This is a genomic window from Ruegeria sp. BH8 (assembly GCF_056538065.1).
Map to the genome: position 1 here is coordinate 1 of NZ_JBQFSP010000021.1, position 15,135 is coordinate 15,135.

A 15,135-nucleotide genomic window follows, 5' to 3' on the forward strand; every position below is an offset into this window, starting at 1 on the left:
TCACACTCTGGGATGAATACACTGCAGAAATGACAGCCTGAGCGCGGAACAAAATCACTTTTCATGCATCCTCAAACAACTTGGCAATACCGTTGAGAAAGCTTGCCGCCTCGGCACCATTCCTCGCCAGAGCTGAGTTTAATTTTTGAACTCCCGGCAGGAGCCGACGGGGATGAATGAAGCTGACCTTCGACTAAATGCGCCAAAAACGGTCGTTTCCGCCGGTGACAGAAACGGTTGAGTTTTGGCACATCCTGCGGTGCGGAGAAGGTCCGGAACGAGCCCATAGTGCCTGATACTGCATGGTGCACGAACGTCGGCTTTGTTTCCAGCCACGACTAATAAACCAATCAACATTGTACCGCGTTGTCCGAGATGTTGGCACCACAAGCTCACTGGTGGCGGTGTTTCCTGCACACTACGCTACACCATGAATTTAATGAACATAGCACGTGATGATAGGTTCCCCGCTTTGTCGCGGCCATATTCAAGAGTAAACAAGCGGTACTCACGATATTTGGTTGGCCCTAACTGCCCGGGCCAAGAGAACAGGTCAGGTTGCCACCATACCACCCGGCAAACACGCCGCGCGAACGTTGGCCTTTGAGTTTTCTTTTCAGAAGCAATCCTGCTTGGGTGTTGGGATAGTTGCGAAGATAAGCCTCCGCCCAAGCAAGGTTGTGGTACCTATCGCTTCGCGTGGTCCAGAAAAATGTATCTTGGGGACCGCTTAAGCCAACTGGGTTATTCGGCGCTGCGGATGCCTGAACAAGCCAAACCAATGCTCCATGGATATCTGTCTGACGGCTCTTATGTCGAAAGCCTTTTCCACCGCCACGCTGCGACGCATCCATCGCAATCACGAGGTACCCGTACGTGATGAACGTGTAGTGTAGTTGCCGTTTGGCCGGACGTTTGTTGCGAGCTTGGTCAAATGTACCGGCCAAAGGGGCGTTAGGGCGCATTTGCCGCGCCAGATATGCTAGATCTCTTTCACCTTTTTTGAACGCCTTTCGGTTACCTGTTTCTGCACCCCATGCCAAAAGTCCAGCCGCACGGGCGGCATGGCCTTCTTTACCGTACATCTGCTCGAAACCGCCAACTGAGCCTGCACTTGCTGCCAGTCTATCTCCCCAATCCCCAATTGCGACAACTCTTGGGTCATTTTTCCCCAGAATTGCGCTTAGTGAACTGTGCACCATCGACAAATTGAGCAGGATGTTCGCTTGCCACCAGGCTGCGTCTATCTTCACGCCATCGTACAAACCTTGTTTTTCGAATGATCTGGCCTGAGCGGCTGCCGCAAGCTGATCGGCGATCTGGCTGGCGTCCGCCTTGGAACCGGTGCGGAGTAGATGGGAATTTGCCGCGCCGAGTTCATTCATGAAAACAGCGGGAGGTCGGTCTTTTCCGGATGCTGTTTTGAAGGGTTGAGTGATTGGTGCGGTTGTGAATTTGGAAGGCTTACGTTCCGGGCACCAGGCATTTCGGTAGGAACTATTCGCGGAGAAGAATTCTAGTCTTTTTTGGGCGTTTGCGAAATCGGCCATTACGAGTTTTGCGTTCAAAAACCCAACACAACATATTAAAATTAAAACGAAAAAGGACCGCATATCACCAATACTCCACTAGATATCTTTTCACTGATGCTAGTGAGGTGTTCTGGATTCAGTCAAGCACCACGCTTGAATTATGAACCTCCCGCAAAACTGTGACTGGTACATCTCGGAATTAGGGTTTGGGAACCTCAACTATGAACGAACGCTTCCATATTGTTGTGTCGTTCCAAAGAGGGCTGGTTTTGGGAACATTAGGGCCTTGAAAATTCCCAAAATCCTAATTGCCGCTGCTATTGTCAGGACTACCCCGCTTCCAATTGGAGAATTTCATTGGCTCATTATTTGCCCATCTCCAGCCACCACTAGGCTCCGTGCCTTCAGGGTCCTGCACCAAGCCAATTAATGGCCCCAGAGCGAGGTTTCCCTCAAACGCCCAGTGCCCATCATCTTTCAGCGTCAGTTGATACACAAAGTCATTTTCTTGTTCATCAGTGATGGCAACGAGGTGTCCACCCAAGGCTTCGGAAACCTTTTCAAGAATCTCAAATTCTGCGCCCCACGTTCTGATTACGTAATAAGTCGAATCCCCGTATTCGCCGGCGGTTACCAAATCAAAAAATTCGAGCAACTCTTCGGGAGATGGATCTAAGGTCAGAAAATCCTCGAGGTATTCAGGGTCAAAACTTTTGGTTTCGTCGGATTTGTTTGACAGAAGGGCAAATGCTGAGAAGCCAATAGATACTAAGACAACCGCGAACAAGAGTGGCAAGAAGTACTGCCCACGAACCCATGCCTGAATTTTTCGCGCGGCCTTCTCGTAGGTTGGAAGGGCAGCCTCACCCACCTTGTACACCTTTAACGGTTGATCAAGGTTTTTGACAAAATGCTCCCCGATCTTTGTGAACCGATAGTCTAAGCTTCCTTTGACTTGCTCAATTACGTTTTCGGCCAAGCAAATACCGCCAGGTTCCGAAATCGTCTCAAGCCTGGATGCAATATTCACTCCGTGACCCAACAAATCACCGTTGGGTTGCTGAACGACCTCACCAATATTGATACCGATCCGGTACCTCATGCGGTCGCTTGTTCTTAGCTGAGCGTTGTTGGCATTATGTTGTTCTTGAATAGAAATAGCGGCTTCCACCGCGCCGGTGGGATTGTCAAAACACGCCAGAACACTATCGCCAGCCGTGTTTGCGATCCTGCCTCCGTAAGACTCGATAATCGGATCCATAATCGAACGAAGCTCTGCGAGACGATGTAGAGTGGCCTCTTCATCCTCAGAAACGAGCTTCGTAAACCCGGCAACATCTGCTGCCAATATTGTCAAAAGTCGCTTTGAATTTTTGTACACATCAAACTCGCAAAAACTTATGCTTAAGGTTCGAAGCAGGAATTCAAAATATATGCTGGCAGATTTTGGATGTTGTATCAACAAGTGGTGGTGGCGCTGCGCGCTCGCTTATTTTCAAGCGAAAGGATTTCATTTGTCAGAGAATGTAGCCAAGCCTACTGAAAAACGTCTCTAAAACTTAGAGAATGCTATTTCTTGACTAATGTAACACCATCCAAAGTTATCGTTTGTTGATTGCCCGGAACAGTAGCAGACTTTGGCAGCCATACCGCAAACGTCAGCTTTGTCCGCTCACCTACCATTTGCCGCCTAGTTCTAAACGTCCGGAATGTGCGGTAGGCTACGTGCCGCACATGCGAAAGACCAAAGCTCGGTCGACGGCAGCAATGGGCTCGAAACAACCGATGTCGTGGAGGCCGCCAAGCTGCCGTTCGCTGCGGTAGCAGCACTGAGCGCCACAAACGGCAGCTTTACGCAGTCAGAGTTTATAGACTTGATCTTATTCAAGTTGGTGTATCAACGAAAGATTCCTATTGCCGCTAGGCTTGAACCCACCTTCGCACTTGGCGATCAGCGGTAGAGACGTCGGGTAATTTCCCATTGAGTGGTATGGCTGACAAAATCCTCTGTTTAAGTGCGGCTGCTTCCTCGGCCCTACTTGGTGATATCTTGGCCAAGATAGCCTCGGCGCTGACAGCAAACGCCAAAGCTGTCTGATATTCCGCTTTTTCAAATAAAGCCTCAGCTATCCAAACTCTAGCGTATGCAAAGTTTGACAAACGGTAGTGATCGCTACCACTTTCAAGAGCTCTGATCGACTTTTTGTAGCAAACAAGTGCACCTTCGACGTTGCCCATTAAATGAAAGCATCTACCGACGTTCCCTTGCTGCGGACCGTTGTCGACACATACTTGGGAGCCGGGATCAAGGAAGCTCTCCAACGTCTCACCGTTTACAAAGTGCTTCAGCGCAGTTTCATGGTCACCTGAATCTCGTCTTGTAAGCGCCAAATTATGTTCGCAATCATATACAGTGTCGACGTTTGATTGAGTTTTTAAGTCCTTTCCGATTTCACCCCATTCAAGCGCCGACTTGAAATCACCTCTCTTCCAGAAGGAATAACACCGCATATCGGCAAAGTGTATGTAGCGAGCGGTTTTTTCCGGAATAGTTCTAGCAAACCGCTCCAAGATCAGATCAGCGCCTTTCGTGTCGCCGAGATCGTCAAGGCACTCCACAAATTGCTGAACAATCTTGTCAAAGCCATCAATTTCCGTCGGTGCAGTGTTCCAATCGACGGCTTCGAGGAAGAGCCGAGTCACCCGCACGAATTCCTCTGAGTGTCCGCCTCCAACCAGCGCGTCTTTGGCGACTTCAAGAGTTTCAGCGGCGTCCCTGTAATTTCCGGCTGCAATCTCTAGTTCTGCTTTTTGCGTCCAGCGTCCAAGCATCGGAAGAGGAAGTTCGGAGCCGAGCACTTTTTCAAAGCGCTTCACAAGAACCTTGTACTGGCCAATTACAATCTGGATAAAGTCGAGGCGCTCCGCCCTGCTAAAGTTCTGCTTTACAAACTGACGCACCAGAGGGTGTAGATCATAGAGGTCAGGGGAATCCAGTTCTGGCTTGACTACCACAAGATTCAGTCGGATTAGCGATTTTAGTGCTTTGTCGAATTTTGCATATCGAAGTTTTGTGGAAACGTATTCCTCTAAAGTATCCTTTGTTTCTGGCCGTACGGCTTCGGCCATAGTTCGTAGAAGGACCTGCTCTCTTTCCGCGAGGCGAGACCAGATTGACGACAAAATGTTCGGGCTGTCCTCTCTGCCTCTGCGAAGGTCTTCAAGGAAACTCCTTAGCGTTACGCCAGGTACTTGAGCAACTTGGACAGCTATCAGGTCTAGCCAAAAAGGGTGCCCATTCGTCATCTTGTGAGCGTTATGTATTCCTTCAATGTCTGCATTGCTATTTTTTACACCACGCTCGTTGAAAAGCGCCTCTGTTTCCCCCAGACTCAAGCCAGGCATTGAAATCGTTGTGATTTTGGAATCAGTGTAAAGTACATTTGGTCTACACGTCAGAATTATCTGACTCGAAGTTTCGCCTATTGAGAACTGATGCACCAATTGACCTAATAGCCCTACGAACTTGAAGTGCTCCAGATCAACATAGTGATCTACATTGTCAAAAACGAACAACGTCCGTGAATCCCGGCTTTTTTCCGCGAGAATGTTGGCCAAGTCTGCGTCTGTCGCCTTCGCCAACATCTCACTTGTTGTATCTTCCGACGTAATTCGTTCGATCGCGGACACCACTTGCGTTCGAATACTGTCACCGGCTTCTTTACAATCTCGCCAATCCCAGAATTTAAACTTGGTGGAAGAAGCGAAAGTATCCTGAATGTGTTTAGCTGCCGTTAGGGATTTGCCTTGACCGCCAATTCCAGACAGGACAACAACGGGTGCGTTTGTAGTTTCCAATGATCGAAGTTCGGCCTCACGACCGACCCAAGCGTCAATGGTGGGAGGCCGATCGCACTCCAAACGCTTCAGGGTTTGCGGCGTTACAGAAAACTGAGGACTTGATTGTGAGTTTCGGGAGGATTCTTCAAGTGTGCCTTCCCAGTAGTTTAATAGTTTCGGAAAGAAATCATGGCAATTGATTCCTGAATACAATGTAGTGCGCCCACGGTCTAACCCTGGCTGAAGAACCGAGCGGAGATGTTGACCAATAAACGGGGTAGTGTCAAAAAAGGTCCAAAGAACCTCAGGAAAAGCGGAAGTGTTACCAGTCAGGTCCTTTAGTGCGGAAGTTAGGATATCGTCCCATCCGCCGTAAGCTACAACGACGACTAATTTATCTCTCAGATGCTCAAGAAGTGATGACTTCAATGTTGGTCGTGATTGCAACAACTGCGTGCCGGTGTGTAACGTATCCGTTCCATGCCAATACCCATGTATGTGGATGACACGGCACCCGGGTGCTTCTGTATTTGAAAGATCAGCGTCGGCAATTAAGGTTGTTTTCCAAACCTGCCCTTTGGCTCTCAGAACAGAGACTTCGACCAGAGGGTCAAAATTTGATGTGACTAGGGTTCTCCCAAAGATCTTCGGCTGCAAAGCAATCAGTTTACCTAGGCTTTCAGCGCCGCGCGACAAATACCAACCGGATTCGTCATCATCCAAATCACGAAGCTGGCTACTACTTAATGTTCGAGCGTCGAATTTCTGAGGGTCGAAACTATCCGTTTGGTTGCGGGCTCTCAAAACAGCTTGTCGAATTAGGAGGTTGCATACGTCTTGCCCTCGACGTCCTTGCAAGAAGTGAAATGCCGCTTGGTACTGGTTTGGAGAACTAGTTATGTTGTTTTCAAATTTATTTCTACTTGGCGACTCTTCTGGAAATAGTTCGCGGACATGATCGACCATCTCTGGTACAGTCGAAACACCTGGTTGACCTTCATCATCTGGTGCCGTCAACGGCGAGCCAACTACAAAAACTACCTCTTTTTCGTCGGACTTTAAGCCGTCTGTTAGGCGGTCAAATAATGCATCTTCGTCAAAAAAATCAATGCTTTCGAGATTTGTCAATTTTGCCTCTGCTCGATGATGGGTTCGCTTTTTAGGTGAACTGTAGAGATGCAACATTGGGCTTACGAGCCCCAATTTTGATTTCTGCAATTTAGTCGCATATTTAGTTCTGCGAAGAAATTCGCCTCGCACGTTCAGGTTTTGAAGCAGCGTTCTTTTGTTGCAAGTCTATGTGAAGGTCGGCTTTGGACCGAGACTTTCCAACTGCACCCGCTGCGTCTCAAATAATTGGGAACGGCACGCTAGGGCTTTAGTTCATCCACTCTCTAATGACGGACTCAACCTGCTCTATGCGATCAGAAACCAAGGCCGACTTAGCGCCTGACCACACCATTGAGTACATAGAGCCACCTTCGACATTTGACGCTACAAGTTCCGCTTCCTTGTTAGCGTACTCCAGCCATACATCTTGCGAAGATTCTATTTTTTCCAGACAGATTCCTTCGATCTCAGAGAGACGCTTTAAGGCAGAAGAAAGCTGCTCTTCTAGTTCTTTCAACTCCAACCCAGCGTCGTAGTTCATTTGGGTTTGAGTTCGAGGTGTGGAGTCCTGTAGCAACTCGACAATGACCCAGTCGCAGGCCTGGATAAACTGTTGCGTAGCAGCGAAGAAACTTGGAATCTCCGAAAAATCCCAGACACTTTCAGTTGGAAGTTCGTGAGCCAGCACGTTTCGGACGTCTATCATCCGCTGCAGGTTTCTCATGTTCTGTTGGTAATCTGCAATTAGCGGCGGGAGCGGCCAGTTTGCCCTGTCTTCTGTCCACCTGGGGTGTGCTACTTTTAGTTTCGCAACAAACTCTGGTTCCAATTGCGTGAGCGCTGCTACAAAATTCCGGACATTGCTAACAGAAACAGCGTGAGCAGCAAAATCGCCGATTGAAAGGCGTTGTTGGTCTACAAACACGGCAAATGCGAGATCAATTTTCGTGCCCTTGGTCAGGTTCTCGGCTCTATCGAGGTATGGCTCTCCGGAATCGACAAGCTCTCTAATTGCTTCGCGCAAAAAGACCTCAAGTATAGTTGCCAATCGCAAAGGTATGAATTCACACAGAATCGCATCTTCTTGACCACGTTCCGCAAAGTCTGATTGAAGTCGGTGCAGTTGATTCAACAATTCCAAGCCGAACCTTGGTTGATCTCCTCTGCGCTCATTCCAATCGATAATCTGCTTGTAAGTTGGCTTCTTCATCACTGCGGCCTTCGACTTATTCGCATTGCTGATCTCATACATCTAACTTCGCATCTTATCCATTACATACGGCACCAGTACTCTCCACTTATCTGAGCACACCTGAGGTCGTATGGGCAAAATCCGATATACTGCAGGGGGGAAGCCTTAGGAACTGATGGAGGTCCGCTGAGGGCTGCGAGCGGTCCAATGCACCTGCAGCAGCCAAGTTATGCAGCAATGACTGGTAAGGGCTCTGACCGCCATTCGGTGCGAACCGCAGAGAATGGCGGCGGCGAGCCCACTTCTACCGATGCTGCGCGTTGCCCCAACTACAGCAATGCACAGAAGCCGGACTTTGCAAAATTCAGTGAACGGCCCGATGCCGCCGTTGATCCGAAAGTTAAAATACTGCGGCCGCAGTCCGCATTCTGGACATTCGCTGCGTGTACGAAATCTGGGGATGGACGATTCTTAAGTTTTGTGCGGACAAGGTCGATACTCGCTGTTACGCGGTGCTTAAGCTTGCTCTTTTGTCGGCGATGCAAGTTTTGGTGACGTCTTCCAAGTCGCACACGCCGAGACTGAATGGCCCCAGATCTGAAAACGAACAATACGAAACGGACCGAAGCGTAACCCGGACTTCTTAAGCGCATGGTTGCTGCGCAAATTTTTTCAGATCGTTAGTTTCTGCTACTCTGAGCCACTTTTGCTCCACTCCGACAAAGCCTGTCTCGAGCCATGTGCCGCCGGAAAAGCGCTGTTCAGAAACCAACCAGCGCTCATCCGCAAATGGCTATCGGGAATACTTCGCGTCCCAAGACACCAAGATTCTTTCTAGCGTGTGTTCACGATTGGTGGGTTTTTGCAACGGCCGAGACAATAGTGCACGCCTCCGGCGGCTCCTGAAGGCAGCATTTCAGGCACGCCTAAGCCCATTGGAAACATCATGTCGACACAGGCATCGTGGTCAATCTTGAAGTATTCCCGGATACGTCTTGGGATTCCGGTTTGGCCCTTAACGTATTTTTTCCATTTCGGGTTTCCCTGCTTTTTAGACGCCTTTGCTTCCCAGTAGTTAATGACCTCAATATTCTTCCCCGCTGCATACAACTTGAACTCAAAGCCGTTGGCAGCAGCCGCAGTCACTTTCAAGCCAGTTGCCTTGGCCGCTTTCTTAAAGACATTTTCGGGATCGCCCGGGTTTTTCTGATCTACATAAGCAGAACTGGCCTCAACGTGAAAATACTGGTACTGGAATTTGTTGTTTGGCGCCCTTGGTCTGGCGATTTCAGTAATCATTATGACGCAAAGTCGCAGCTCGAAGGTGTTCCGGTCGTAGTGGTAGCCAGCCAGACTGGTATCATGCAGGCATTTATCTAAAATCTTCCCTCTAACATATACCTCTCTCTTACCGCTGGGATTCTTACCGCCCTCAGCGGTTTCGAGAAATGCCCGCCCGGTAATTCCCGACAACCCTTTGAAATTCGCGTCGGAACTGGGCAGGTTGAACCTTTCGATGCATTTCTCGAGGGTATCGCTGCTCTTGCATAAGTTCCCGTCGAGCTTTCGGAGAACATTTTTGAACTCCCCGTCGTCTAACTCGTTAACCGGTTTTGGACGTGCATTGAGACTGTCATTATAATCGCCCGCTACAAATTTCTGTTCAGGTATATCACGAACGTTAAAAACCTCTCCAGTTTGAGGGTCCACCGGACCTTCTGCGCAAGCCGATATAACAACAGTCAGAGACAAGGCTACGAACAATCTCCTAGGTCGAATACGCATAATTTCCCCCAAATAACTAACAATTCTGGGAGGGTAGCACGAATGGTCGCGAATCGTGACACAAATTTGCATGCTAGGCGAGCAGTCGGGTTTCGTTGTCCGCGCTTTCGAATTCAATCGCTGTGATGTGCATTGGTCAGTTTTTCGATTTTTTGCGCCAACAACTCCGTCCATTGTGAATGAAACCCGATCGAAGAATGCTTTAACACATCGCGCGCTATTGCGATCTGGCCAGCGGCTTCATCAAACTCGCATTGGCAAAGATACGCGTCCGCGAGCAAAGTATGCGAGAACGCGATAATCTGTCCCGAACCCGTTGCGGCGTAGCGCTCAAGCCCTTTTTGCAGCATATTGATGCCACCAGTTTGGCCGCAGCGGGCTTCAGCCCACCCGAGCACGACGCTGCACCAAGGCTCCCAATACTTGAACTGCATTTTTTCGCTTATCGTGTGCGCCTCTTTCGCAATCTTACGGCATTGTTCCGGATCATCGATCGTACAATAAATCGTCGCGATAATGCTTAGACCATAGCATCGGGAGAACTCGCTGGTTTGCGCCCGCACCTTGGCAACCGACACTTCAAGTTCGCCAAGGATTGACGTATGGTCGCCATGTTTAAGTGCCCCGGCCCAGCATCGCAGGACCGTATCGACGGTTTCCGGGTCTGCGGGGTAAATCCGGTTAATTTCGCTAAGTTCAGACTGCGAACGCTGGTCCAGAGCCCGGTCAAAATGTGCAATGGCGCGGTCAAACTCGCCCAGAAGCAAAGAAGTCATACCACTGTTGTGTTCGCTCAGGGTATGGAGGACTGAATTTGCGTCGTTAGCGATCAATTCTGTCATCCGCTCGCAATGTCGCCAAGCGGCATCAGGTCGACCAGCGATCAGGTGTTCGCCAATGAGCTGATGCAGGTTGGCGAAGGCCACCTCATGGTCGCCGATTTTTTCGTTAAGGGCGATCAGTTTTTCCAGATTGCTAGTAATGTCAGGAGAGCCCCAGCTGCGCATTTCGAGGGCGACCGCAAGGGTTTGTCGCAACCGTGTCTCTACCAGATCAGACGTATTATCTCGGGCAAGGTTTTCGTGGGCATCAAGTGCGGCAGTTAATTGGGCAATCGCTTCCTGGCTGGCATAATTGCGTAGACTCAGGTCTGCGGCTTCTCGCCATTTTTCCCTTGCGCAATCGAATCGCTCGGCTTTCATGTAATGCAACGCCAGAATTTCAGGCTGTCGAGCACATAGGTTTTCGAACCGCTCTACCATAGTTTCAGCAATTCGGCGATGGAGGTCCTTAGCTTGTTTCGGAAGTATCGCGTCGTAGGCAACATCGCCAATCAACGCATGGCGGAAACTGTAAACCCTTTCAAAGTCTTGCGTTTGAACAACCATAATCTGAGCTTGTACAAGGCTGGCCAATTCCGTTTGTATGGTTTCGACTGATCGCTCGGCCACGGCTGCGACTAGATCGCCGGTGAAACTTCGCCCAAGCGCCGCGCAAATCGAGATGGTGTCGGGAGTGACACTTAGGTTGTCAAGACGTGCACGCAGTAGATCTTTGAGGTTCGAAGGGAACAGTATTTCATGTTCTGCCTGGCTTGCCGTCAAATTCGCTTCTTGATTTCTCGTGAGCATACCGACCATTTCTTCGACGTATAGTGGTATGCCTTCCGAGCGGTTGACAATGATCTGCATAAGTCCATTCAGTACAATGTCGTTCGTGTTCAAAGCTTGAAGCAATTGTTTGGTTTCACGAGCGCCGAGACTTGGAATGGATAAATTGGTGACCTTAGGTAAGCTTACCCAAGTCGGTTTATATTCTGGGCGATAGGTGCCCAGGACCATAACTTTCAAATTGTCGATCCTGTGCAATAGTATATTGAGCAATTCTTCGGAAGATGGATCTATCCAGTGCAGGTCTTCAAACAGTATGAGTATTGGTTTTTCGAATGCAGTTTTCTCAATATGGCGGATCAAAATCTCAACCGTTCGTGCCTTGGTTTCTTCTGGCGATGCCAAGAACGCTGGATCTTTTGATCCGAGTGAAAGCAAATTGGAAAGTACAGAGGTGATCTCATCCGAAGCGCCGTCTCGGGCCTCCAAGAACGCTCTCAGTTTGTTTTCTCGTTCTGCCGCAGTATCACTTTCCCTCAGACCAATCGCATTGATTATATGTGCCTTGATCGGAAAGAATGAGCTGTTCACATGGTAGGGCGAGCATTGGAAGATCAAACGTTGGCCCATCGGCAGGACGAGTTTTTGATGCACTTCTTCTGCCAGGCGAGACTTGCCCAGACCTGCTTCTCCGGAAAGGAAAACCGCCTGCCCTTCGCCGCGACAAGCAGCGTTCCAACGCCCCCGTAGCAGGTTGAACTCGTCTTCTCTTCCGATAAGCGGCGTAAGAGTGCCATGTACTCGTCTTTCAAACCGCAGTTCTGTGCTTTGTGACCCTTCAACCAACCAGACGTTGACTGGTTCCCCAAATCCTTTCAGTTTATGTGCGCCAATTGAGACGCACTGAAAATTATGCCCCAGAAGTCTCTGGGTGCGTTCGGAAACAGCAACTGTCCCGGGTTCGGCGAGCGATTGAAGCCGCGCTGCAAGATTGGGTATATCTCCAAGGGCGAAACTATCGATCTGGCGTGGGCCTTGGATCACGTCCTCGATCACAACATCTCCGGTGGCGATGCCGATGCGTACAGAAAGGTTTTTTTGCGGTGAAACAGCAATCGCACTGACATTGTCGATGATTTCTAGGGCGGTAAGCACCGCTCGTTCGGCATCGTCTTCATTAGCGAGAGGGAAGCCAAAGTATGAAACGACTCCATCCCCTACAAACTGCGCGAAATAACCGAAATTGTTTCGGATCGCTTCTACACAATACTTTTGATAAGATTTTAGAATATCTCGGTATTTCTCGATACCCAATTCCTGTGTCAAACCCGTTGAATTAACCAGATCAACAAACATGATCGTCATCTGGCGCAACTCTCCGATTGGCCTCCCGGGACGAATGGGCGCTTCTTCGGCGGTAGTACTGCTTTCCTGAAAGTTCGCTTGCTCTGAACCAGAAGCAGGTGTTGCCAGTTGCCGTGATCCAATGAGCAGACGTTTGCGATCGCCAAGCGTGATTCCGATACTTGCGAGATCGTCCTCCGTCAATTGACTGATTATGTCCAAATCGATGGAATTCGACACAAGAGTGTCTAAGTACTTTTCCAGGTTTAGAGAGGCTAGCCATGACTGTAGCGTGGGCATTGGTAACGCGCTCCTGAAAATACTGGATACTAGCAGATTGGACTCAAAACACACCAATCCCAAATTTAGATTTCTAAAATGAGCTAGGCTGTGGACCCATTGATTTGGTTGCAGACGTCACGCAGAGCTGATTCAAGCTCCTGAACTTCAGGATGCGTGATGAGCAACTTGTTTTGGTTGACCAACGAGCAGGTGGCTCGGATGAGACCGTACTTTCCAAAAAGTTATGGCAAGAGGAACAGGACTAGGTTTGGCAATCTCTATGGATGTGTTGAGAGCGTATGGTGGAGAATTGAAACTGAAGACATCGAAACGATTTGGCGGATTGGCATGCCAAGTATTTGTATCAGGATATACGAACTCGAGCCGTCGACCTACCAGTTTCAAACGTGGTAGCTGAATGTCTGATTTCTCAATTGGGGCTATAGTTTACCGCAATGCAGAGAATGGCCGAATTCCGCCCTTGGCACCGGAATCTTCCATTTATCCCGGGTATTCCGATGGGTTTCCGCGTGGCGCTGTGTTTTTAATAATGTGCTATTTTCAGTGCTATAGACGCTTTAAAGATGTACTTTTCAAAGAGATCCTCTTGCCTTTTCTTTTAAATTATATGATTTAGGGCGTCATGAACGCTGGAAGATCGCAAAATCTGAAGAAAGTTCTCGACTCGGTGCCCGCTGGGTATCTCGTCGATGCCAACTGGCTCACCGCCCATGGCATAGCCTACGAAACCTTTCGCGACTATGTAAAACGGGGCTGGCTCGAACGCGTTCACCGCGGCGTTTTCCGCCGACCTGTTCCCAATCCGCCCGCATCAAACACCATTGACTGGAAGGCCTGCCTGATCTCGATGCACCATATCATGGGCTATGATATTCATGTCGGCGGCAAAACTGCTCTCTCTCAACAGGGCTACGACCACTACCTGCATTTGGGAGACAACGCCCCTATCTGGATCTATGGCTACAAAATACCCAACTGGCTCACGAAGCTGCCACTCAATGCACCTATAGAAACGCGCAATACGTCGTTGTTCACTGACCAGGCACTTGGCGTTACAAATGACGACCTAAAATCTGAAAACTCCCTCCCGTGGGACTGGCAACTGCGCATGTCGGCCCCCGAACGGGCGGTCATGGAAGCTATGGACGAATTGCCGGACCATGAGAGTTTTCACAACCTCGACATGGTGTTCGAGGGCTTGACGACGCTACGACCTAAGTTGCTCTCGGCGCTCTTGTTGAGCTGCAAGAAAATAAAAATCAGGCGCCTCTTCTTCGTTTTTGCGGATCGCCACAATCACCCCTGGCGCAAACGACTTGATGCTGACGCCTTCAACCTCGGGACGGGGGATCGAGCATTGGTCAAAGGTGGCCGGATACATCCGCGATATCGTATCATGGTACCGGAAGAGTTCGCCACGACAGAGGCAGAAAATGGCGCGTAGGAACTATGAATCCCAGGTCGCCCTTCTCGTGCGTGTATTGCCTTACGTCGCGAAGGAAGAGATATTCGCGCTCAAGGGCGGGACAGCAATAAACCTCTTCTATCGCGATCTACCGCGGCTCTCGGTTGATATCGACCTGACATATCTGCCGATAAAAGAGCGCGAACAGAGCCTCGCCGAGATCAACGAAGCCATGGATCGTATCGCTAAGTCGATCGAAAGGGGCATCAACGGGGCCAAGGCTCAAAGAATAAAAGGAGGTGGGGGCGGCGCCACCCGCGTGCTTGCGCGTCTGGAAGGTGCAGAAGTCAAAATCGAGACCTCGCCAGTCACGCGCGGCGTTGTTCACGACCCCGAAACCCGGGCGGTCTCCGACGCTGTAGCAGACGCGTTCGGCTATGCAGAAATGCAGATCGTCTCATTCGAAGATTTGTTCGGCGGTAAGCTCCACGCAGCCGTGGATCGCCAGCATCCACGCGATCTCTATGATGTAAAGCTTCTCTATGAACACGAAGGACTGACGGATGATCTGTTCCGGACTTTCCTGATCTACATCGCCTGTTCGGCACGTCCGGCACACGAATTGCTGAATCCCAACCTGATTGCCCTAGATCAACCTTATGTGCGTGAGTTCGAGGGCATGACTAAGTCAGCCGTCGGCCTGGATGACCTACTGACGACGCGCAACCAACTGATTGCGGATATCCAATCTCGCTTCGACAAACCCACCAGACAATTCTTGCTCAGTCTGCAGGATGGCGCGCCGGATTTCGCCGTAATAGATCGACCGCAGGCCGCCAATCTTCCCGCCGTGCGTTGGAAACTTCTCAATCTGGAGCGCCTAATCCGGGACAACCCAATAAAGCACGCCGAGCAGAGGGAAGAACTCGAAAAACTCCTAGGTCACCTCTTCGACTGATTGAAATTCAGAGTCCGACCTATTGAAAGTGCAGGCACATTTCCGACAATTGTGCA

The 15,135-nt window shown here is 49.8% G+C and carries 8 protein-coding genes; 2 read left to right on the forward strand and 6 right to left on the reverse strand.

What is annotated here, in order from left to right:
• Positions 1 to 527: 527 nt before the first annotated feature.
• From ACR0AD_RS19480 to ACR0AD_RS19505, 6 genes are all read right to left on the reverse strand, one after another.
• Entirely contained in the window at positions 528 to 1,550 is a 1,023-nt protein-coding gene (locus tag ACR0AD_RS19480) for a hypothetical protein (protein WP_480489140.1), read from the reverse strand.
• 286 nt (positions 1,551 to 1,836) lie between these two features.
• Positions 1,837 to 2,913: an adenylate/guanylate cyclase domain-containing protein gene (locus ACR0AD_RS19485; RefSeq protein WP_480489142.1), complete on the reverse strand. Its 1,077-nt coding sequence runs from the start codon at positions 2,911 to 2,913 to the stop codon at positions 1,837 to 1,839.
• Between the two features lie 539 nt (positions 2,914 to 3,452).
• The gene (locus ACR0AD_RS19490) at positions 3,453 to 6,500 is read right to left on the reverse strand and encodes an NB-ARC domain-containing protein (RefSeq protein WP_480489144.1); all 3,048 of its coding nucleotides are present in this window, start codon (positions 6,498 to 6,500) and stop codon (positions 3,453 to 3,455) included.
• Between the two features lie 250 nt (positions 6,501 to 6,750).
• Positions 6,751 to 7,734, reverse strand: coding sequence for a lysozyme inhibitor LprI family protein (locus ACR0AD_RS19495; RefSeq protein ID WP_480489146.1), 984 nt, complete (start codon positions 7,732 to 7,734; stop codon positions 6,751 to 6,753).
• Between the two features lie 774 nt (positions 7,735 to 8,508).
• The gene (locus ACR0AD_RS19500) at positions 8,509 to 9,426 is read right to left on the reverse strand and encodes a hypothetical protein (protein ID WP_480489148.1); all 918 of its coding nucleotides are present in this window, start codon (positions 9,424 to 9,426) and stop codon (positions 8,509 to 8,511) included.
• A gap of 146 nt (positions 9,427 to 9,572) precedes the next feature.
• On the reverse strand, positions 9,573 to 12,713 hold the full coding sequence (locus ACR0AD_RS19505; RefSeq protein ID WP_480489150.1) for an adenylate/guanylate cyclase domain-containing protein: 3,141 nt from the start codon (positions 12,711 to 12,713) through the stop codon (positions 9,573 to 9,575).
• 625 nt (positions 12,714 to 13,338) lie between these two features.
• Here ACR0AD_RS19505 and ACR0AD_RS19510 point away from each other — a divergent pair.
• Positions 13,339 to 14,160 carry a type IV toxin-antitoxin system AbiEi family antitoxin gene (locus ACR0AD_RS19510; protein ID WP_171238900.1) on the forward strand — a complete coding sequence of 274 codons (822 nt, stop codon included), beginning with the start codon at positions 13,339 to 13,341 and terminating at the stop codon, positions 14,158 to 14,160.
• Positions 14,150 to 15,079, forward strand: a complete 930-nt coding sequence (locus ACR0AD_RS19515; protein ID WP_480489152.1) for a nucleotidyl transferase AbiEii/AbiGii toxin family protein — start codon at positions 14,150 to 14,152, stop codon at positions 15,077 to 15,079. The genes ACR0AD_RS19510 and ACR0AD_RS19515 overlap by 11 nt, the downstream gene beginning before the upstream one ends.
• Positions 15,080 to 15,135 lie beyond the last annotated feature (56 nt).

What these genes read in the sequence shown, in the direction of transcription:
- ACR0AD_RS19515 (WP_480489152.1), top strand. Translation starts at nt 14,150, where the DNA reads ATGGCGCGTAGGAACTATGAATCCCAGGTCGCCCTTCTCGTGCGTGTA.
- ACR0AD_RS19510 (WP_171238900.1), top strand. Translation starts at nt 13,339, where the DNA reads ATGAACGCTGGAAGATCGCAAAATCTGAAGAAAGTTCTCGACTCGGTG.
- ACR0AD_RS19495 (WP_480489146.1), bottom strand. Translation starts at nt 7,734, where the DNA reads ATGTATGAGATCAGCAATGCGAATAAGTCGAAGGCCGCAGTGATGAAG.
- ACR0AD_RS19480 (WP_480489140.1), bottom strand. Translation starts at nt 1,550, where the DNA reads ATGGCCGATTTCGCAAACGCCCAAAAAAGACTAGAATTCTTCTCCGCG.
- ACR0AD_RS19505 (WP_480489150.1), bottom strand. Translation starts at nt 12,713, where the DNA reads ATGCCCACGCTACAGTCATGGCTAGCCTCTCTAAACCTGGAAAAGTAC.